We start from the raw sequence: 21,148 nt of genomic DNA on the forward strand, positions 1-21,148 counted from the left end.
ACACGATTCTTCCGGAGAGGGACCGAACATGGCCGTCGAGCAAGACACGGGTTTCACCGCCCTGCCGGACAACCCCTTCGAGGCGCCGCGCTACCACTTCGGCATGCTGCTCGGGGTCGACGACTTCGAAGCGGAGCAGGGCCACCACCGCGGCAAGCACCGCCTGCACCAGTCCTGGCTGCACGGCGGCGGGGTGGTCTGGGGGCTGGGGGTGAGCCTCGACCTGGCGCGCGGCGAGATCCGCGTCGCCCCCGGGCTCGCGCTCGACGGCAGCGGGCGCGAGCTGCGGCTGGACGCGCCGGCGTGCGTCGGCCTCGGGCCGTGGTTCGACCGCCACGCCGACGACCCCGACCTGGTGGTCACCGAGGACGGCAGCGCGCGGGTGTTCGACGTGCACGTGCTGGCGCGCTTCCGCGCCTGCCTGGCGCGGCCGGTGCCGGCGCTGCGCGAGCCCTGCGACGGCGCGACCCGCGACACCGCGTACTCGCGCTTCGTCGAGGGGCTGCAGCTCGAACTGCGCCCCGCCGCGGCGCCGGCCGTGCCGCCGCCGGCCTCGCACCGCCTGCTGCTGCTGCTCGACCGCGAGGCGCCGCGCCCGGCCGAGGGTGGCGGTATCGACCCCGACGACGCCGCGCTGCTCGCCGCGCGTGACGCCGCGCTCGCGCTGGCGCCGGCCGAACGCGCGGCGGCCTGGCGCGCGCTGCTCGCCGAGGCCGCGGCGCGCGATGCCGCCGACCGCGCGCCGCCGGCGGTCGCCGAGGACACCCCGGCGACGCCGTACGCGGTCGCCGAGCCGGCCGATCTCGCGCTCGGCGAGGTGCTCGGGGTACGCCTCGAACCCGCGCCGGGCGGCGGCTGGACGGTCACCGCCGGCACGGTGCGCATCGGTGCGCGGGCGACGCTGCTGCCGACCGCGCTGTTGCAGGGCCTGGTGGCCGACGCGCCGCCGCCACCGGTCGACGCCGGCGGCCCGCGCTTCGACCCGGCGGCGAGCGTGCTCGAGGACACGCGCCTGACGCTCAGCGTCGGCACGCCGCTGCTCGACACCACGGTGACCGCCGCGGCCTTCGCGCTCAGCCAGTTCGATGCCGCCAGCGGCTGGACCGTGCTGCCGACCCCGGTGCCGGGCTATGACCCGGTCGCCGGCACCGTCACGCTCGAACCCGCGGCGGCCTTCGCCGGCACGCTGGTGCGGGTGATCGCCCGCGGCACCGGCCCCGAGCCGCTGCTCGGCGCCGACGGCGTGCCGCTCGCCGGCGCGCGCGGCGGGCCACCCGGCAGCCGCGACGAGGGTCACGATTTCGTACAGACGATCACGAGGACGCAGCCATGAACACGCCTGTCGACGCCGTGAGCGCCATCGTGGTCGTGGGCGGGACCGAGGGCATCACGCTGATCCCGGCCGATTCGCCGCTGACCCGGCTCAACTACTTCGACGGCAAGTTCCTGCGTGCCGCCGACCTCACCGCCGAGCAGGACTACCTGCTGCGCCTCGACGCCGCCGGCAACCGCGCCGGCGGCGCCGGCGTGGTGCACGGCTTCGACGTCACGCTCGGCAGCGGCGACACGCTGAGCCTCGGCGCCGGGCTCGCGATCGCCCCCGACGGCAAGGTGCTGCAGCTGCCGCGCACGGTCGACGTCGGCATCGCCGCGCTGGTCGCGGCCTCCAACCCCGGCGGGGCGGCACCGGCGGTCGGCGCCGGCGGCGGCGACGGCTTCGGCGCCTGCGCGCTCGACACCACCCAGCCGCCGGCGACCGCGCTGCCGGCGCAGTCGCTGTACCTGCTGCTGCTCGAGCACGCCGAGGCGCTGTGCGGCGAGGAGGACGTCTACGGCTCGCTGTGCGAGGCGGCATGCGCGACCACCACGGCGCGCCCCTACCGCCTCGAGGGCGTGCGCCTGCGCGCGCTGCCGCTGCGGCTGACCACGCCGCTGCCCGACACCGACGCCGCCGCGATCACCGACCTGCACCTGCGCTCGCGGGTCGCCGCGAGCTACTTCGCCGACGAGCGTGCGCTGGTCGGCGACCTGCGTTCGGCGGCCGGGCTCGCCGCGGCCACCTGGTGCCTGGGCGCACCGGCCGCCGGCGGCAGCGGCGTCGCCCTCGGCGTGCTCGCGCGCGCCGGCACCACCACGCTGTTCCTCGACGCCTGGACCGCGCGCCGCGAGCGCATCGAGGCGCCGCCCTACCGCTACTGGCAGGGCCGCCTCGGCCAGCGCCCGCTGGCGGTGTTCCTCGCCCAGGTGTTCCAGTTCCAGTGCCAGCTGCGCGATGCGCTCGCCAACCCGGCGCCCGGCGGCGACGGCGACCCCTGTGCCGGGCCGCGTGCGCTGCTCGCCGAGGCCGACGCGGCGATGGCCGCGGTCGAGCGCTACTACGCCGAGGTCGCGACCCACCTGGCGAGCCTGCCGGTGCTCGACACCCGCGTGTCGCTGCGCGCGCCGCCGCTCGCCGCGGTGCAGGCGCTGCGCCGGCGCTTCGAGGGCGTGAGCGCCGGCGCGGCGACGCCGACGGCGCAGCTCGACCCGGGGACGCTGTTCGCGCGCGGCATCGTCAACCTGCCGAGCGCGGGCTTCCTGCCGGTGGTGCCGGGCGCGGGCACGCCGCTCGAAGACCAGGTGCGGGCGCAGACCGGCGACGGCGTCGAGCTCGCCTTCTGCGCCGCGCGCCCGGACGAGATCGCGCAGATCTTCGACGAGGCGCGCCACCTCGACCGCATCTCGCTGCTCAGCGGGCTCGACACCCCCGCGGCGAAGCCGAAGGTCGACATCTGGGTGCCCGACGGCCAGTTCGTCGCCACCGCACCGGTCGCCACCGGGCCGTACTTCGCCGCCAGCATCAGCGAGCTGCGCAACGGCCAGGAGGTCGCGCGGCTGAGCGGCGCGGCACGCCTCGAATCCCTGGCGAGCGGCGGCGTGGCGGTGCACTTCGCCGGCGCCGACGATCCGGGCGCCGACCTCCCGTCGCCGGGAGGGAATGCGAGCCTCGGCGACGCGGCCGGCGGGCGCCTCGGCGCCGTGGTCGCCGCCAACGCCGAGCGGGCCGCGGCGGCGAGTACGCCCGCACCCGCGGCCGCACCTGCACCCGCGGCCGCAGCCGCGACCGACAGCGGCGGCGGCACGCGCCCGGTGCGCGTGGTCACCGATGCGGACATCGCCGGCGTGGCCGGGCGCGCGGCGGTGACCGAGCGCAAGATCGTTTCGCGCGAGACCGCCGCGGCACGCCTCGTCGCGGCGGCGGCGGTGCGCGATGCCGCGGCACCGGCTGCCGCCGCGGCACCTGCGCCGGCAGCCGCGGCCGCGCCGACGACCGGCAGCACCGCTTCCAGCGCCGGCACCGCCGGTACCACGACGAACACGACCGCCGCGAACGCGAGCTTCAGCAGCACGCGGGCGGCGACCACGGTCGCCACCCGCGCGCTGCTCGACGGCGCGGTCGCCTGGGTGTCGCTGCGCGTCGAGCGCGACCCCTTCACGCTCGACGGTGGCGGCTCCTGCCCGTTCGGCCTGCGCTTCGTGCGTACCCGGCTCGGCGACGTCGTCACCCTCGAGGACCTGGACCTGCGCGGCGAGCTGCTGGTGCGCGCGGGCAAGACCTCGGCCACGCGCACGCTGGTCGGCACGCTGACCGGGCTGTACTCGACCACCCGCGACCCGGACGCCGCGCCGGGCGGCAGCGAGCCCGAGAACCAGGTGGACCAGGGCACGCTGTCGCTGGCGGCGCGGGTGATCCTGACCCGCACCGCCGGCGGCGCGCGCGTCGAGCTGCGCCTGCTGATGCCGGGCGAGAGCACCGCGCAGATCGTGCTCGACGCCGCCTGGGCGGGCGCGGCGCTGACCATCGACGCCGGCGCCGGCGTGATCACGCGCAACAGCGACACCGGCGCCGAGACGCGCCAGGACCTCTTCCGCGCGCACCTGGTCGAGACCGCCGGCATCGGCGAGGCCTCGCACCCGCTGCACGTGCGCGCGGTCGCGGCGCTCGCCGAGCTGGGGCGCCACCTCGACGAGCCCGAGCTCGCCGACGCCTGGCTGCGCCAGCTGTTCCCGACGCCGCCGGCGCCGCCCTCGGTGCTGCGCGCGACGCGCGACTGGGTGATGTTCACGCGCCGGCGCGAGCGCCAGTGCGCCGCCGTCGCGGTGCAGCCGGTGCCCGACCGGCGCTACCGCGTGCTGCTGCTGCGCGACGCCTCCGCGGCGCGCGTGGCGGGCCTGCGCCGGGCGCTGGCGCAGGGCGACGCCGCCACGCTCGCCCGCCTCGGCCTGGTGGCCGCCGGCGAGGTCGCCTTCGCCGCCGGCCTGCCGGCGATCGTCAGCGATCCCGCCGCGCTCGCCGCGAGCCTGCAGGTGGCACAGGCGGAGGCCCAGCTCACCTACATCGCGCTCGCGATCGTCGATGCGAACGCCGAGGCCGAGGCGCAGTCGCTCGGCGAGGCGCGCATCGCGCGCATCGAGCGGGCGATCGCCAGCGTGACGACGCCGGCCGACGAGCGCGCCGCCGAGGTGTTCGCGCCGCTGCCCGACGGGCTCGACGCCGACGGCGCCGACGGCGTGATCGTGATCGCCACCGACGCGGTGGTGACGGTGTGCCTGACCGTGCTGCGCGCGGCGAACTTCGATGCGTGGGCCGCGGCGATGCGCTTCGCGGCCTCCGGCAACTTCGCCACGGTCACCGGGCAGGGGCTCGCCAGCATCGTCGCGAGCGCGACCTTCGCCGTCGACGACACCTTCACCGGCAACGTCGATGCGCTGCGCGCGGCCTGGAGCGGCGCCGGCGGCGGCCTGATCCAGCGTGCCGGGCTGGTGCTCGCGGCCAGCGCCGAGGGGCAGATCCCGAGCCGCCGCACCCAGGCGCAGACGGTGATGGGGCTGATCGGTGCCGACTCCTCGCTCGACGTGCAGCTCGCCCCGCAGGCGCCACCCGGCGGCTGCGGCGTGTGGCTGATCGCCGCGCCGGTGGGGGCGACGGTGCGCAGCGCGCTGGTGCTGCAGGGGAGCTTCGACAACGACATGTTCTTCCTGCCGCAGAACGGGCCCAACACCTCGGTCGAGTTCCGCGACAACGTGCTGTCGGGCGATGCGCTGCGCAGCTTCTTCGCCGCGCTGTCCCCGAACGTGGCGGTGTCGCGGATCCGGGTGGCGACCATCGGCGCGCTCGACGGCGGTGCGCAGACGCGGCTGCAGGGCGTGGTCGGCGCGCTGACGGCGGCCGGCCGGCCGGCGCCCGACGCGACCCGGCTCAGCGTCCGCGCGCTGGATACCGCGCAGCAGGCCGAGCTGCAGCGCGTCGGCCGCAACACGACGGGCTTCGACGAGGTGATCTTCTTCTCGCCGAACTAGCCCGCGCAGGACCGCCACCGCACCGCCGCCTGCCGGCGGCGCGGTGGCGGGGCCGCCGGCGCGGCAGGTGCCGGCGCCTGCATCCGCGGCCGCACCGGGGGGCGACGGGCGGCAACGGCGCCGCGCGGGGACACTGGCGGCGCAGCGGGCCGTGCGCCCCGGGAGGTGATCGAGATGAGCAGCGCCGCCCATGCCTGCGCCTGTCACCGCACCGCGGCCGCCCCGGGCGTCGGGGCCACGCCGGTGCGCCGTGCACCGGCGCCCAACCCGTTGTGGCGCCGGCTCGCGACCGGCGTGCAGCCGCAGTCCACGCTCGGGCACGCCGACGACCCCGCCGAGCGCGAGGCCGAGCGCACCGCCGCGGCGGTGGTCGCCGCGCCGGCCACCGGCCACCTGTGCAGCGCCTGCGCCGCCGAGCAGGCAGCCGGCGGTACGGTGCAGCGCAAGGCCGACGCGTCCCCGGCACCGGCACCGACGGGCGCGCTGCCCGACGCCGGCACCGGGCGCCCGCTCGCCGCCGACGTGCGCCACGACATGGAGGGGCGCTTCGGCGCCGACTTCGGCGGCGTGCGCGTCCACGACGGGCCACGGGCCGCAGTGGCCGCGCAGGGCCTGCACGCGCAGGCGTACACCGCCGGGCGCGACGTGGTCTTCGCCGCCGGGGCCTACGCGCCGCACACGGCCGTCGGCCGGCACCTGCTCGCGCACGAGCTGACCCACGTGCTGCAGCAGGGCGGTTCGGGGCGCGCCGCGCTGCAGCGCCAGCCGCAGGTCACCTGCTCGATCGACGTGATCAAGGCCGCGCGGGTGCTGCGCGGCGACCGCTCGGCGGCGATCGAGGTGCTCGACTGCTGCGAGTCGGGCCTGAGCCCGCTGCCGGCGGGCTGCACCTCCGACCTGATCGCGGCGGCGCGCTTCCTGCTCGGGCGCCGCGGCGGCAGCAGCGGCGGGCCGTCGTGCCCGCCGGGCTTCCGCCCCGCGCGCACGCGCGACTTCAGCGGCCGCTGCTGCCGCGACGGCATCGTCGCCGAGAACGAGCGCGAGTGCTGCCCGCCGGCGCGCATCGCCGCGAGCGCGATCTTCCCGCGCTGCTGCCCGAGCGGCACGCTGCCCGACGCCGCGCGCCGCGAGTGCGTCGAGCTGCCGCCGCTGCCGCTGCCGGACCTGCCGCTGCCGCGCCCGGAGCCGCCGGCCGAGCCCGAAACCCCGCAGACGCCCGAAACCCCCGAAACGCCGCCGCCGACGACCGTGGCACCGGTGCCGCAGCGCATCGGCTTCCAGTACGACCGCCCGGGCAGCGGCGGCGGCACGCTCGCCGCGAGCCTGACCGCCGCGGGGCGCACCGCGTTCGCCGCGCTGCTCGCGGCGCTGCGCGCCGACGCGACGCTCAGGGTGCGGCTGGTCGGGCGCGCCTCGGCCGAAGGCACCGACGACTACAACCTCGCGCTCGGCCACCGGCGCGCGGCGCTGATCGCCGCCGAGCTGGAAGCGGCCGGCATCGCGCGCACGCGCATCGCCGACCCGCCGACCGGCGCGCTCGATGCCGCCTGCGAGGCCGGCGCCGGCCCGGGGCTCGCGAGCTGCGGCGAGCACGGCGCGGCGGCCTGGGCGAGTGCCGACCGCGAGGTGCGCGCCGAGCTGTTCGTCGCGCCGTGAAGCCCGCCCGCACCCGCCCGCCGGTCGCGCCATGAACGGGCGCGGCGGGCAGCGTGCGGCGGCGGGTGGCCGGCACGCGGCACCGGCGCCGGTGCCGCGCGCGCCGGCCCGGGGTGCGGCCAACCCGCACTGGCAGCGGCTCGCGCACGCACCGCTGCCGGTCACGACCACCGCGGGGGATGCCGCCGAGCGCGCGGCCGATGCGCTCGCCGCGCATGCCCTCGCCGCGCCCGATGAACGCGCCCCGCCACCGGCGGACCCGCCGGGTGCCGGCGCACCGCGCGCGCGGCCGGCGGGCGCTGGTGCGGGGGAGGCGCTGGGGCTCGCGCGCAGCGGCGTCGCCGGGGCGGGGGAGGCGCTCGCCGCGCCGCTGCGCACCGAGCTCGAAGCGCGCTTCGACGCCGATTTCGGCGCGGTGCGCGTGCACACCGGGCCCGCCGCCGATGGCGCCGCGCGCGGCCTCTGCGCGCTCGCCTACACGCTGGGCTCGCGCATCGCCTTCCGCACCGGGCGCTTCGCGCCGGCGAGCGCGGGCGGCCGGCACCTGCTCGCGCACGAACTCGCGCACACGCTGCAGCAGGCCGCGGGCCGCCCCGTGGTGCAGCGCGCGGCCGACCCCGAGTTCGGCGTCACCCAGGTGCAGCCGGAGCCGGAGCGGCGCACGCAGGGCATGGCCAACCGCGTGTTCTTCGGGTTCGACCGCGACGATTTCAGCGCGGACGTGCCCGCCGAGGTGGCCGAGCGCGAACGCCTGGAAGCCTGGGCGGACGCGCACGCCGGCACGCACGTGCGCCTGGTCGGCCGCGCCAGCCAGGAGGGCGACCCGGATCACAACCGCGGTCTCGCGGCGCGGCGCGCGGCCACGGTGCGGCGGGTGCTGGCGGCGCACGGCGTCAGCGTCGACGGCGTGCGCGTCGACATGAGCTACCGGCAGTCGCCGATCGACTACCGCTTCTACCGCTCGGTGGAACTGATCACCGCGGCCGATGCCGCCACCGGCTGCGCCGGCTTCACCGCGGCGCAGCAGCAGGCCGACGCGACCGCGTGCGAGGACGCCTTCACCGAGGCGCAGCGGCGCGCCAGCGCCATCGCCACCGCGGCGCTGGCGCGCCTGTCCGCCGCCACCGACCCGGCCGCCGCACCGGCGCCGGACCGCGATGCGGTGCTCGCCACCCGCTTCCCCGGCATCGACCGCGCCACGCTGCTGCCGCGCTTCGAGAGCGTCGTGAACCGCGTCGGCGCGGTGGCAGCGAGCGACGGCCACGCCTGCCGGCACCGCTGCGCGCCCGGCTGCGAGCGCGCGGCCTCGGCCGGGGCCGGCGGGCCGCTGACGCTGTGCGCCGCGTTCTACCTGCCCGGCTACTACCGCGGCGCGACGATGAGCGAGCACGAGCGGGTGTTCCTGGTGCTGCACGAGACCACGCACTCGGCGGTCGAGCCGGGCAGCGCGCCGGCGCAGAGCATCGGCGTCGACGTCGCCTACTCGAGGACGCGGCTGTTCGGCGTGCTGAACGGCAGCGAGGCGCTCGGCAACGCCGACAGCTACGTGGTGACGCTGCTGACGCTCGCCCGCGCCACCGAAGGCGCGCCGGCGGTGCTCGCGAGCGTCGGCGCCGCGCCGACGGACACCGTCGCGCTGGCGACGCCGCCCGGCGAGCCCGGCGACCGTGCCCGCAGCGCACGGCGGGCGATCGGCTACGCCGGGTCGTGGCTCAACTACGCGGCGTTCTGGACGCCGACGGCGTATGACTTCGTCGCCGCGTCGCTCGCGCGCTGGGACCCCGGTCGCCTCGGCCGCCTCGGCCATTCGGTGCTCGAACTCTACGCGCCGCTGTTCGAGCTGGAGCACCCGGGCGCGAGCGCCGTGGCGCCCGAGCACCTCGCGGTGGTGAGCGCCTTCCAGGCCGAGGTGCCGGCGCGCGGCTTCGCGCTGCCGCCGGTGCGCGCACGCGCGACGACGCGCGACCGCACGCGCCTCGCCGGCGTCTACGACCGCCTGTCGCGCATGCTCGACGGCGCCGGGCAGGCGCTCAGCATCGACGCCGCGGCGAGCGGCGACGGCGCGTGGGCGTCGGCGCCGGGCCTGCCGGGGCTCGGCACCTCGGTGCACCTGGCCGACGGCTTCTTCGCGCTGACGCCGGCGCTGCAGGTCCGCCACGTGCTGCGGCTGATGGCGCGGGCGCTGGCCGACGTCGGCGCCGGGCGGGTCGAGGCCTACGTGGAGGCGGCCGACGCCATCCACCGCCTGCGCGGGCTGGGGCCGTGAGCGGCGCACGCGCGGGCGGCAAGGCGCCGCCGGCCGAGGGCAAGGGCAGCGAGCGCGGCCGCGCGCCGGCGCCGGCGGCGACGCCCGCGCCGGCCGTCCCCGCCACCCCGGCCGCCGCCGGCCCGGGGTGGCGGCAGCTCGCGCTCGGCCGTACCGGCGCGGCGGCGGGCGGCGGCGCCGACCCGCATGGCGACGACGCGCTCGCACGCGCGGCGGCGGGCCTCGCGGCCCCGGCGCGGCCGCTCGACCCGGCCACCCGCGGCTACTTCGAGCACCGCTACGCGGCCGACCTCTCCGGCGTGCGCCTCCACGACGGGGCGGCGGCGCAGGCGGCGGCGGGGGCGCTGCACGCCCGCGCCTTCACCGCCGGGCAGGACATCGTGCTCGGCGCGCGCGCCGGCGGCGCCGACGCACGCGAGGTGCTCGCGCACGAACTCGCCCACGTGGTGCAGCAGGGCAGCGGCGCGGCACGGGCCCCGCGTGCAGCGCGCGCGCTCGGCGCGCCCGGCGATGCGGTCGAGCGTGCCGCCGATGCGGCGGCGGCGGCGGCGCTGCGGCCGGGCGTTGCGCCGGTGCGGGTCGGCGGCCACGCGGCGCCCGGCACGCTGCGCCTCAAGCCCGACGACGCCAAGCCGGCCGACCCCGACGCGGCGTTCCAGCCGCTGTCGATCCCGGCGGAGTCGGCCGACGTGCTGGCGCAGCGCGGCGTCAAGGTGATCGCCAAGCTGAGCCAGCAGACCAACTACGTGCTGTTCATCGCCAGCGACGCGCTCTACGCCTACTCGTCGCAGGGCAAGCTGCTGCAGACCTTCAAGCTGACCGGGCCGCGCAAGATGGCCGGCTTCTACCTGCAGGACAAAGAAGGCAGCTTCGAGTACCGCGAGCGCGCCGACGGCGTCGGCAAGTGGGTGCGGGTCGGCTGGAACGTCGAGGACAAGGCCACGCTGGAGCAGTGGACCTCGCTGACCGACGCCGACATCGAGCGGCTGCTCGCCGGCAAGGTGCTGTTCCTGATCGGCCCGACCGAGACCGGCGGGGCGGGCGGCGCGACCACGCCGCCGCCGGAGCACGTGCCCGACCCCGGCGCCAAGCCCGCGGGCACGCCGGGCGCCACCGGCAGCGGCAAGGCGGAGCTGAAGAAGCCGCTGTCCGGCAGCGAGTTCGAGGCCGGCACCGGCAGGGACGTCGCCAACTACCCGGCCTTCCCGGCGCGCATCGCCACCGCCTCGACGCTGGTGCCGCTGCTCGGGCTCGGCGAGCTGACGATGTACCTCGACTGGACCTACGGCGAGCGCGAACTGATCGGCGCGGTGTGGAACGCCAGCACCACGGTCGACTACCACTGGGAGCGCTGGAACGTCACCGCGATCGCCAGCAAGGGCAAGGCGGCGATGGGCGCCGAGGCCGAGCGGCGCAAGCAGGTGGCGCAGGACCCGCAGGCCGCCGCCAGCGACGAGTACATCGCGCACAACGCCCAGCAGCGCAGCCGCGAACTGCGCGAGGACATCGGGAATTCGCTGGAGACCATCGGCTCCGGCGGCTACGCAGGCACCTCGCCGATGGAGCGCTACCACGACGTCACCACCGAGGTCGGCAACCTGGTGACGGCGCCGGCATCGGCGATCACCTCGGCCGGCGGCTTCCTGGTCGACAGCGTCTGGCACACGCTGACCCAGCCGGAGAACGAGATCCAGCTCAAGTGGAACCAGTCCGGCCACTACCTGATCCGCTGCGTCGCCTCGCCGCGCGAGCACGCCGGGCGGCGCTACCTGTCGAGCGTCGCCACGGCACTGCTGGAGGTGCGCGACGCCGACTACATCGCGCAGGACACGCTGTACGCCGCCGACGCGCTGATGGACGAGCTGCGCCTGCAGCGCGCGCTGACCACCGACCCGGCCAAGCTCAGGAAGATCGACGAACAGCTCGCCGAGCTCGAGGTCGGCGCCCACGGCTCGGCGGTCGAGGCGCTGCGCCTCGCGGTGAAGAAGAAGCAGATCGAGGCCGACGCCGCGATCGGCAAGACCAGGAAGCGCCGCGAGGACGAGCTCGAAGCGCTGCAGAAGCAGCTCGAGATCGCCGAGCGCAACGAGCAGCAGAACGCCCCGCTCGGCCCCGGCGGCAGCGCACGCACCCACGCGCTGCGCCCCGAGGCGGCGATCGCGAGCGAGGTCACCGGCGCCACCTACCCGCTGCTGCTGCAGCTGATCCCGGTGTCGCAGGGGCCCAGGCCGCGCTGGGCGCTCTACGACGTCACCACCAAGGGCGACAAGCTCGGCTACGCCTACGTCGGCCAGGGCGACGACGACGAGCGCGCGATCGCCGACGCCTTGCGCCGCTTCGCCGCCGACAACGACTACGGCCGCGGCACCGTGCTGCTGAACATCCCCGACGCGGTGCCGAACATCGCCGTGCGCAAGCTCAAGGCGCGCAACGTCAAGCGCGGTGACGCGCTCGCCAAGCAGCGCCTGCACGACCTGATGATCATCCTGATCGCGCTGAGCCTGGTGATCCCCGGCGTCGGCGAGGCGGCGATGCTGCTCGGCGGGCTGCTCGCCGCCGAGCACATCCTCGAGCGCTGGAAGAACGGCAACCTCGAACTCGACGCGTCGCTGGTCACCGACGTCATTGCGGTGCTCGGCGCGCTCGGCACGGTCGGGCGCGCGGTCGGGGAGCTGCGCATCATCGAGGCCAAGGGCGCCTACGCGGTCGCGGTCGAGTCGGGCGACGCGGCGGCGATCCAGCGCACGCTGTCCAGGCTCGAAGGCGCGCTGAACACCGCCAAGGCGATCGAGCTCGGCAACCAGATCGTCGGCTACGGCGGGCTGATGTGGGGCAACGTGCAGACGCTGCGCGAGATCGAGCGCATCAATGCCGACGAGGCCGAGGGCCGCATCACCCACGCCCAGGCGCGCAGCCTGCGTGCCAAGGCGGTGCTCGGCGGCATCCAGAACAACGTGCTGATGTTCGCCGGCCCGCTGCAGGGCGCGCGCGGGGGGCGGCGCACCGGCGGCGAACCCGTGCGCGAGCCCGGCGTCGTCGAACCGCGCCCGGGCGCGCCGGCGGACGTCGTGCCCGAGAACGTGCCGGTCGGCGGCGGCGCCGGCGCGGTGCGCGGCAGGGACGTCTGGGAGCTGCGCGATCCGAGCACCGCCAAGGGTTTCCAGGCCGGGCACGGCAGCGTCACCAAGCAGCTCGACGAGGCCGGCAACCTGCTGGTGGCCAACGGCCGCCCGGCGCTGCTGACGCGCCCGACCGGCGCCAAGGCCGGCGAGTACACGCTGGAGGTCGCCGGCAGCGGCGGCAATCCGGCCACCAGCGTGCCGGTGAAGGTGGAGATGGTGAAGTCCTTCGACCCGGCGAGCCAGCCGCACGCGGGCGAGGAGGGCCCGGCACGGCTCGACCTGGTGCGCAGCGGCGGCAACTGGGAGGCGACGATCCGCATCCATGAGATGGTCAAGGAGAAGGACATCTCGCGGCTCGCCTCGCACGAGCTGGACGAGATCATCGACATCGTCCGCGGCGACGACCCGACGCTGTCCGACATCGCCGCCAATGCGCGCGCCGAGGAGCAGATGCGCGCCGAGACCTTCCGCCCGGGCGCGCTGTCGACGCGCCCGCCGACCGCGCACGACCGCGCCGCGGCGCGCGAGCTCGCGCAGGCGTACGCGGACCACGCGCTCGCGGTGAAGAACGGCGAGAAGGCCAAGCGCGACATCCTGGCGCGGCGCATCGAGGCGATGGAGCAGGCGATGGGGCTGCGCGACCCGGTCGGCGGGCGCGAGCGCGCCGAGGCGCTCGCCGGCATGGGCTACGTGCCGCGCGACATCGCCAACGGCATCAAGGCGCGCGCGGAAAGCCTGCGGGCCGCGGCGAGCAGCCCGGCGCCGGGGGCGGGTGCGCGCGAGCTGCCGCCCGAGGTGGTGCCGCACCTGAGCACGCCCGAGGCGCCGTCGAGCCTGTCGAACTTCGCCAAGATGGGCATCCGCGGCGGGCATTCCGATGCCGAGCTGCACGCCTTCGTCAACGGCAGCTCCGGCCTCTACCGCATCGACCTGGTGGCCGAGTGGCAGGGGCCGAACGGCACCACCTACCGCGCCTACGAGCAGTTCATGCGCAAGTCGGCGAGCGACCCGTGGGTGCAGGCGATGGACGGCGCCAGCCCGCTGTACAAGTCGACCACCGACGCCCCGGCCGGGCTGATCGACGGCGCGGTGCGCGCCTTCGACGCCTGGGTCGTCGCCAACGGCGCGCAGACCGGGGCACCGGCGGCCTGGGGCAAGAACAACGGCGACTGGGCCCAGGTCGGGCCGGACGGCGTCGGTTACGGCGGTTACGCCACCTACGATGCGTCGGCCCAGCGCTGGCGCCTCGAAACCGTATACCCTGACGCACGCTGGGTGATCGCCCAGCACCGGCAACGACAGGCGCAGCAGCAGACGACACCACCATGAACATCGGCGGACTCGAGGTACCGATCGAAGACACCCCCTTCGGCCCGCGCGCCACCTCGGGCGGCGATGACGCCCTCGACCGGCTGCAATGGATCGTCAACGCCGCGCTCGAAGGCGATCTGCCCGGTCTCGCCGAGTCGATCGAGCACCGTGAGCCCTGCGACGACGGCGCCATCTTCGCCTGCCCGGTGGAGCCCGGCGAGGACCTCACCGAAGCCCGCGCGGCCTGGCGTGCGCGCACCGGCGGCGAACTCGGCGACGACGTCTACTGCCTCGCGCTGCGCTGGCGCGGGCCCGACTTCTACCTGCCGCGCGCGGTGCTGGCCGCGGTGATCCACGAGCTGCAGGCGCGCCGCGCCGCCGCGCCCAAGCCGCCGTCGCCGTGGCTGTTCACGCTGCAGGCGATCCACCACGACCCGCACCCCGACGAAGCCTTCGCGCTGCGCGAGCTGGAAGCGCGTGCGCGCGACGTCGACGCCCTCGCCGCGCGCCCCGGCGACGTCGAGCAGCGTGCGACGGTCGCGGCGAAGCGCCGCCTGCTGCTCGCCGAGCTGGAGCAGTATGGCGTTCTCTCCGGGCCGATGGGCCTGCATCGGGTGCGCTGGCTCGAACGCTGGGCGCTGCCGACGCTGCTCGGCTACCAGCACGCCGCGCTGGCGATCGGCTTCTACTGGTCGTCGGCGCCACGCCGCGGGCGCATCGGCCCGCCGCCGCAGGTGCCCTCGGTGCTCGGCGCGACGGTTTCGGTGGACTGGTTCCGCCGGCCGGCGCCGGTGCCGGCGAAATGGGACGCCGACGACTGGCTCGCCTTCTGCGAGCGCACGCTGCTCGACGCCCGCCTCGGCGAGGCCTACGACGGCGACATCTTCGTGCACCAGGGGGGGCTGCGCGTGAGCATCGCCTGGCGGCGCGACGACGGCGTCCACGCCGCGGTGGTGCGCGCCGCCGGCCGCTGACCCGGCCGGGCGGGCTAAGCTTGGGACGAGCGCCGCCACGGCACCGCGGCCGCCGGCGGCGGAGGAGGGCAGCATGTGGCAGACGAGAGAGCGCTGCGCCTGCGCCGGGCACGGGCGGCCGCCGGCCCCCGCCGCGCGCACCGACGCCGCCGCGCACCGGCCCAACCGCCACTGGACCGCGCTCGCCACCGCCGGCGTGCAGGCCAAGCTCGACGTGGCGCGCGACGACGACCCCGCCGAACGCGCCGCCGACGCGCTGGCCGACGCGGTGCTCGAATCCCCTGCCGAGGCGCCCGCCGCAGCGTGCCCGGCCTGCGCCGCGGCGGGCGCCGGCCACGCGGTGCAGCGCGCCGCCGCCACCCCCGCGGCGGCCGGCCCGGCACCGCCGAGCGTGCGGGCGACGCTCGCCGGGCCGGGCCGGGCGCTCGACGCCGCCAGCCGCGCCTGGTTCGAGCCGCGGCTCGGCGCCGACCTCGGTGCGGTGCGCATTCACGCCGATGCCGCCGGCGCGCGCTCGGCGCGGGCGATCGGTGCGCGCGCCTACGCCGCCGGCGCGCACATCGCCTTCGCCGCCGGCGAGTACGCGCCGCACACGCCCGCCGGGCGCCACCTGCTCGCGCACGAGCTCGCCCACGTGCTGCAGCAGGGCGGCGGCGGCGCGGCCACCGTGCGGCGCGTGCCGACCCGCTCGGGCACGCGCGACGGACGTTACTCCTACAGCAACAACTGCGGCTGGATCGACTGGTCGCACGCCGACCCGTCGCTCGCGACCACCCTGATCGAGCGCGTGCAGGCGGCGTCCGACGCGCTGCAGGCCGCCGGCAGCGGCGCGACGGCCGACACTGGCGCCATGCGCACGCCGACGATGACCTCGCGCGCCGCCGGCGTGGTGCTGTCGAGCGCGCAACTGCGCATGCGCCTGCTGCGCCCGCTGTCGGGCTCGGAGGTGCTCGCGGTGGCGCTGCACGCCTTCAAGACCCTGTCGCGGGCGTTCGAGACCCAGCAGCAGTGGACCGACCTGCTCGGCCAGTCCTCGTTCGCGCAGGAGGACCTGCCGTCGAACCTGATCGGCTTCTACCGCGCGGCGTGGGGCTACACCGACGACGACATCCGCAGCTTCTGCGACGCGCTCGACGCCGACGACTCGCTCGCCGAGTACGACCGCGACCACGACTTCCGGCGCAACCGCAGCTTCGCCCCGGTCGGCGCGGTCGGCGACTGGCCGCTGGAACTCGACGACATCGACGACAGCCAGGCTTCGGCGCTGTACGAGGTCACCTCGATCCGCGCCACCCAGGGCACCGACGTGTTCACGTTCTGCCCGATGTACCGCGTGATCGGCACGCTCGGCGAAACCGACCTGTTCATCATCGGCGTCGGCGGGCACCGCTTCACCGCCGCCGACAACCTGCGCGTGGTGCCGACCTACCGCGCCCGCCCCGGCACCAGCGGCAGCTACGGGCACGTCAACTTCATCGAGGTCGAACCCTACAGCCAGCCGGACTTCCTCGCCTTCCACCAGTACGACATCGAGTGGCCGATCTATGTCCCCGAGCCGATGCTCGAATGCCTCAGCAGCCAGGGCAACGCGCCCTGAGCGCCGGCGGCGGGCGTCGTGAGCGCCTGGGGTGTGCGAACGCACGCATACGACCTGCACCTGCTGTCGGTGTGAGGCGCGCGGGCGGCGACGCCGGGCGACGCGAGGTCGGCGGGGATGCCCGCGGAACCGGCGAGGGCGTCCGGCGCACCGGCGGCGCCCCGGAAAGGATCGGCGCGGACCCGCGCGGTGTCGGCCGGGGCCTTCACACCATCGGCGGCGGGACTCCGCGAACCGGCGCCGCCCCGCCGAGGTCCGGCGCCGGCGTCCACGGCATCGTCGGGGATACTTGAAGGGTCAGCGCCGACACGTGCGGCATCGACGCCGGGGGTTCGGGAACCGGCGCCGACGTCACGAAGCCCGGCGCCGACCCGGAAAGCGTCGCCGTTGCACCAGAAAGAGTCGGCGGCGGGCGCGCGGTATCGGCGGAACCGCGGCCGGGGCCTGGATCGCGTGGATCGTGCTGATGCCCGGATGCTCCCGTGCTCAGGCCACACGGCGCAGCGAAGCGCGCGCGCCGCCGCCGCGGGCGAAGCGGAACAGGTTCTTCGGGTCGTCGTCCGCCGGCGGCACCAGGTCCACCTCCTGCCCGACGGCGTGTTCGCACGCCAGCCGGTAGACGTAGCGCAGCGCCGAGTAGTCCTCGAGCGCGAAGCCGACCGAGTCGAACACGGTGACCTGCGCCTCGCTCTGGCGGCCTTGCGCCGTCCCCGCCAGCACGCGCCACAGGTCGACGACCGGAAAATCCGCGTCGAGTTGCTGGATGTCGCCCTCGACGCGGGTCTGCGGCTCGTACTCGACGAACACGCGCGCCCGGCGCAGTACGTCCGGGTGCAGCTCGGTCTTGCCCGGGCAGTCGCCGCCGACGCCGTTGATGTGCATGCCGGGCTCGATCATCCCGGGGGTGAGGATCGTGGCGTGGGTTTTGTCGGCGGTCACCGTGGTGACGATGTCGGCCCCGCGCACCGCGTCGGCGGCCGAGGTGGCACGCCGCACCCTGAGCCCCGGGAAGACCTGGAGATTGCGGACCAGCTTCTCGGTGGCGAGCGGGTCGACGTCGAACACGCTCAGCTCCTCGATGCCCAGCTGGGTGTGGAAGGCCAGCGCCTGGAACTCGCTCTGCGCGCCGTTGCCGATCAGCGCCATGCGCCGTGCATCGGGGCGCGCCAGCGCGCGCGCCGCCATCACCGACGTCGCCGCCGTGCGCAGTGCGGTGGTCAGCGTGAGTTCCGACAGCAGCAGCGGATAGCCGGTGCCCACCTCGGCCAGCACGCCGAAGGCCATCACCGTGTAGAGGCCGCAGGCGGTGTTGCTGGGGTGGCCGTTGACGTACTTGAAGGCGTAGCGCTCGGTATCGGCGACCGGCATCAGCTCGATGACCCCGAGCGGCGAATGGCTGGCGACGCGGGCGGATTTGTCGAACGCCTCCCAGCGCAGGAAGTCCTCGCGGATGGTATCGGCCAGCTCCTCCATGAAGCGGGGAGCACCGACCTCGCGAACCAGATGGGACAGCGCGGGAACGTCGATGAAGCGGGTCATGGCAGGGCCTCCGGGGCGCGGCGTAGCGACCATCGCTTGCCGTGGGCATCAGTTTCCCAGGGGGCGGCGCCAGCAAAAAGCCAGAGAAATGCTCAAAATGAGCGCTGCATTGATCAGATCGACAGCACGGGGCTTACACGATGACCGGACTCGACGACATCGACCGCGAACTGATCGCGCTCCTGCGCGACAACGCACGCACCCCCGTGGCGGCGCTGGCGAAGAAGCTGAAGGTGGCGCGGGGCACTGTGCAGAACCGCCTGGCGCGGCTCGAACGCGACGGCGTGATCGTCGGCTACACGGTGCGGCTGAAACCGCAGGTGGAAGGCCAGCGCATCCGCGCGCTGATGACGATCGAGGTCGAAGGCAAGCGCGCACCGGACGTGCTGCGCAGCCTGCGCGGCGACCCGCACGTGGCGGCGCTGCACACCACCAACGGGCGCTGGGACATCGTGGCCGAACTGCAGGCCGAATCGCTCGAAGAGTTCAACCGCGTGCTCGGCGCGATCCGCCTGCTCGACGGCATCGCGCACACGGAAACCAACATCCTGCTGTGCACGCACAAGTTGTAGGGGAGGGGGAGCGGCCGGGGCGTCGGAAGCGGCAGCGCGAGGGCCGGCATGGGCGGCCTGGCCTCGGGTACGCGACCGCCCGGCCGTTCGTCGCGCCCGCGGTCTCGGGAAACGCTCCGGAAAGTGCCGGCCGGCCGGTTGACCGGCAAGGATCGGGGCGGGCATCGCGGCAGTGGACCCGATGCGCCCGCAATCCGCGCGCGGTGGGCCTATACCTTGGGGGTCCCGCCGGCCCCGGTGGGCGCGTGCGTGAAGGGTCGCCGTGCCGCGCGATGGCGGTGCGGCCGGACGGTATCCGCAGACGGAGGTGGCGCCGATGATGTGCCCGGCCTGCTCGACCCGCAGTTCCCAGTCCGCGCCCAAGCCCGCGGCGAGCGCGCCGCGGGTGCCGGCGCTGCGTGCCCGCCGCGCCGAGGCCGGCGACTGGCGGCACCTGGCGCTGGCGCCGGCCGCGGGGCTGCGCGTCGGCGCGCCGCACGATGCCGCCGAGGCGCAGGCCGATGCGCAGGCGCGCCGGGTGCTCGGCATGTCGACGCCGCCGGGGCGCTGCGCCGGCTGTGCCGATGCCGCCGAGCCGTGCCCGAGCTGCGGCGGCGGCAGGACGCTGCGGCGGCGGCATGACGGCAGCTCCGGCCCGGCCCTGCCCCCCGCGCTCGGCCTCGGCAGCGGCCGGCCGCTCGATGCGGCGAGCCGGGCGTTCTTCGAGCCGCGCTTCGGCCACGACTTCGGCGGGGTGCGCGTGCACGCCGACCCGCGCGCCCACGCGGCGGCGCGCGGCCTGCACGCGCGGGCCTTCACGCTCGGGCACGACGTGGGCTTCGCCGCCGGCGCCTACGCGCCGCACAGCGCCGCCGGGCGCGAGCTGCTGGCGCACGAACTCGCGCACGTGGTGCAGGCCGACAGCGGGCCGCAGCCGCTGCGCCGGCGCCTGAGCGTCGACCCGGCGCCGCCCACCGACCCGCAGGATCCGCTGTCGACGCTGTCGGGGACGGCCTTCAGCACGCTCGCCTTCACCGAGATGGGGGCGATCGTCCACGCGCTGTGCGACGACTTCGACGTCGACGCTACCGGCGAGGTGGCGAGCACCGCAACCGGCGGCTGCGCCGACCCCGCGGCGACCGCCGCCGGCTCCAAGCCGGTCGGCTGCTGCTGCCTGTGCGCGCTGACCGACCCGGCCGGCGGCGCCTGGACCATCCACGTCACCGGCATCGGCGGGCCGCGTACCGTGCACAGCCCCGGCACGCCGGGCGGGGACTTCTTCCTGCACCCGCGCAATTCGAGCTTCGAGTTCGGCGCCTGGGACGTCACCGGCGCGCGCGTGGTCGAGGACCCGGTCGTCGTCGCCGGCCACGAGTTGTGCGGCCACGGCGCGCTGCTCGAACGCGGCCTGCACCCGGCCGATGTCGAGCGCGTCGACACCGACGTGCACGACCCCACGGTGCGCGTCGAGAACCTGATCAAGGCCGAGCAGGGCCTGCCGGGCAATCCGCGCGGCCTCGCCGCCGACCCGCACCGCGGCGAGTCGTTCGCGCGCATCACGCTGCGCGAGTTCCCGTTCAACGGCACCTCGCTCAGCGCCCTGCCGGCGCCCGAGGCGGCCAAGCTGCAGCTCGCCAAGGACTTCATCAACGCCAACAACACCTGGGTGGACGTGTTCGGCCACAGCGACCCGGTGGGCTCGGCCTCGGCCAAGCTCGCGGTCAGCCAGGGGCGCGCCGACAACACGCGCAGCGCGCTGATCACCGGGCTGCGGCCGGTGTCGCCGATGATCACCAAGACCTTCAGCAACACCGGCGCGGCCGGCACCGGCACGGTCACCGTCAGCGGCAACCGCTTCACCCGCATCGAGGGGCGCTCGGACTTCGACCTGATTCCCGGCGCGTCCGACCCGCAGCAGCGGCGCGTCGACATCGTGATGCCGACCCGCCCGGCGGGCGCCGAGGTGCCCAACGCCGGCACCCCGACCACCGTGGCGCCGGTGGGGCCGGCCTCGCCGCTGACCTTCCTGCAGCGGCGCTTCCTCGGCAACCCGTGCGACCAGTTGCTGGCGCGCTCGGCGTGGTTCTGACGCGGAGGCGGACGTGGACGAGCGGCAGCGCGAACGCGCACAGATGGTCGAATGGCAGATCGCCTGGCGCGGCATCCGCGACCCCGCGCTGCTCGACGCGATGCGCCGCATCCCGCGCGAGGCCTTCGTGCCCGAGGCGCTGCGCGACTGCGCCTACGAGGACTCGCCGCTGCCGATCGGCTGCGGGCAGACCATCTCGCAGCCGTACATCGTCGCGCTGATGATCGAGGCGGCGATGATCCGGCCCGGGCAGCGGGTGCTGGAGATCGGCACCGGCTCGGGCTACGCGGCGGCGGTGATGGCCGCGCTGGCCGGGCGCGTCTACACCGTCGAGCGGCTGGCCGAGCTCGCCACGCGGGCCGGCGAGTGCTTCGCCCGCCTGGGCTGCACCAACATCGAGCTGCGCACCGGCGACGGCACCTGCGGCTGGCCCGAGGCCGCGCCGTTCGACGCCATCCTGATCGCCGCGAGCGGGCCGCGGGTGCCCGAGGTGCTGCTCGAACAACTGGTGCCGGGCGGGCGCCTGGTGATGCCGGTGCAGGACGAGCACTGGCAGCAGCGGCTGGTGCGGGTGACGCGCGGCGCCACCGTCGCCGACCGCCGCGAGGAGTTCCTGTGCGACGTGCGCTTCGTGCCGCTGATCGGCGCGCACGGCTGGGCGGAGGACGCATGAGGCCGCGCACCGCCGCGCCGGCCGGGCGGC

Annotated in this window: 11 protein-coding genes; 10 read left to right on the top strand and 1 reads right to left on the bottom strand. The window is 76.0% G+C overall.

Annotated elements, in window-relative coordinates:
• Positions 1-28 precede the first annotated feature (28 nt).
• The 7 genes from EV699_RS12890 to EV699_RS20240 all read left to right on the top strand — a co-directional run bounded on the left by EV699_RS12890 (position 29) and on the right by EV699_RS20240 (position 16,266).
• A complete protein-coding gene (locus EV699_RS12890; RefSeq protein WP_132543349.1) occupies positions 29-1,333 on the top strand; it encodes a hypothetical protein in 1,305 nt (434 codons plus the stop codon).
• Complete coding sequence (locus tag EV699_RS12895; RefSeq protein WP_132543351.1) at positions 1,330-5,340, top strand: serine/threonine-protein kinase; 4,011 nt, start codon at positions 1,330-1,332, stop codon at positions 5,338-5,340. The genes EV699_RS12890 and EV699_RS12895 overlap by 4 nt, the downstream gene beginning before the upstream one ends.
• Positions 5,341-5,514: 174 nt before the next feature.
• Positions 5,515-6,996, top strand: coding sequence for an eCIS core domain-containing protein (locus tag EV699_RS12900; RefSeq protein WP_132543353.1), 1,482 nt, complete (start codon positions 5,515-5,517; stop codon positions 6,994-6,996).
• A gap of 31 nt (positions 6,997-7,027) precedes the next feature.
• Positions 7,028-9,262 (top strand): eCIS core domain-containing protein, encoded by a 2,235-nt coding sequence (locus EV699_RS12905; protein ID WP_165904130.1) that lies wholly within the window; start codon positions 7,028-7,030, stop codon positions 9,260-9,262.
• A complete protein-coding gene (locus EV699_RS20235; protein WP_243662659.1) occupies positions 9,259-13,713 on the top strand; it encodes an eCIS core domain-containing protein in 4,455 nt (1,484 codons plus the stop codon). Before EV699_RS12905 ends, EV699_RS20235 begins: the two co-directional genes overlap by 4 nt.
• Positions 13,710-14,669, top strand: a complete 960-nt coding sequence (locus EV699_RS12920) for a hypothetical protein (protein WP_132543357.1) — start codon at positions 13,710-13,712, stop codon at positions 14,667-14,669. Before EV699_RS20235 ends, EV699_RS12920 begins: the two co-directional genes overlap by 4 nt.
• Positions 14,670-14,742: 73 nt before the next feature.
• A complete protein-coding gene (locus EV699_RS20240; protein ID WP_243662660.1) occupies positions 14,743-16,266 on the top strand; it encodes an eCIS core domain-containing protein in 1,524 nt (507 codons plus the stop codon).
• Between the two features lie 486 nt (positions 16,267-16,752).
• On the opposite strand, the gene EV699_RS12930 is transcribed toward EV699_RS20240, so the two are convergent.
• The gene (locus EV699_RS12930; RefSeq protein WP_132543359.1) at positions 16,753-17,805 is read right to left on the bottom strand and encodes an ornithine cyclodeaminase; all 1,053 of its coding nucleotides are present in this window, start codon (positions 17,803-17,805) and stop codon (positions 16,753-16,755) included.
• Between the two features lie 140 nt (positions 17,806-17,945).
• Between EV699_RS12930 and EV699_RS12935 the strand changes: the two genes are divergently transcribed.
• The 3 genes from EV699_RS12935 (at position 17,946) to EV699_RS12950 (ending at position 21,118) form a co-directional block, all read left to right on the top strand.
• Entirely contained in the window at positions 17,946-18,377 is a 432-nt protein-coding gene (locus EV699_RS12935) for an Lrp/AsnC family transcriptional regulator (RefSeq protein ID WP_132543361.1), read from the top strand.
• 316 nt (positions 18,378-18,693) lie between these two features.
• Complete coding sequence (locus tag EV699_RS20245; protein WP_243662661.1) at positions 18,694-20,445, top strand: eCIS core domain-containing protein; 1,752 nt, start codon at positions 18,694-18,696, stop codon at positions 20,443-20,445.
• A gap of 13 nt (positions 20,446-20,458) precedes the next feature.
• On the top strand, positions 20,459-21,118 hold the full coding sequence (locus tag EV699_RS12950) for a protein-L-isoaspartate(D-aspartate) O-methyltransferase (RefSeq protein WP_243662662.1): 660 nt from the start codon (positions 20,459-20,461) through the stop codon (positions 21,116-21,118).
• Positions 21,119-21,148 lie beyond the last annotated feature (30 nt).

Origin of the sequence: Plasticicumulans lactativorans, assembly GCF_004341245.1 — a bacterium.
Classification (GTDB): Bacteria; Pseudomonadota; Gammaproteobacteria; order Competibacterales; family Competibacteraceae; genus Plasticicumulans_A; species Plasticicumulans_A lactativorans.

Bases quoted from the DNA above. Each gene is read 5' to 3' on its own strand.
- EV699_RS12930 (WP_132543359.1), bottom strand. From the start codon at position 17,805: ATGACCCGCTTCATCGACGTTCCCGCGCTGTCCCATCTGGTTCGCGAG.
- EV699_RS12900 (WP_132543353.1), top strand. From the start codon at position 5,515: ATGAGCAGCGCCGCCCATGCCTGCGCCTGTCACCGCACCGCGGCCGCC.
- EV699_RS12890 (WP_132543349.1), top strand. From the start codon at position 29: ATGGCCGTCGAGCAAGACACGGGTTTCACCGCCCTGCCGGACAACCCC.
- EV699_RS12905 (WP_165904130.1), top strand. From the start codon at position 7,028: ATGAACGGGCGCGGCGGGCAGCGTGCGGCGGCGGGTGGCCGGCACGCG.
- EV699_RS12935 (WP_132543361.1), top strand. From the start codon at position 17,946: ATGACCGGACTCGACGACATCGACCGCGAACTGATCGCGCTCCTGCGC.
- EV699_RS12895 (WP_132543351.1), top strand. From the start codon at position 1,330: ATGAACACGCCTGTCGACGCCGTGAGCGCCATCGTGGTCGTGGGCGGG.
- EV699_RS20240 (WP_243662660.1), top strand. From the start codon at position 14,743: ATGTGGCAGACGAGAGAGCGCTGCGCCTGCGCCGGGCACGGGCGGCCG.
- EV699_RS12920 (WP_132543357.1), top strand. From the start codon at position 13,710: ATGAACATCGGCGGACTCGAGGTACCGATCGAAGACACCCCCTTCGGC.
- EV699_RS20245 (WP_243662661.1), top strand. From the start codon at position 18,694: ATGATGTGCCCGGCCTGCTCGACCCGCAGTTCCCAGTCCGCGCCCAAG.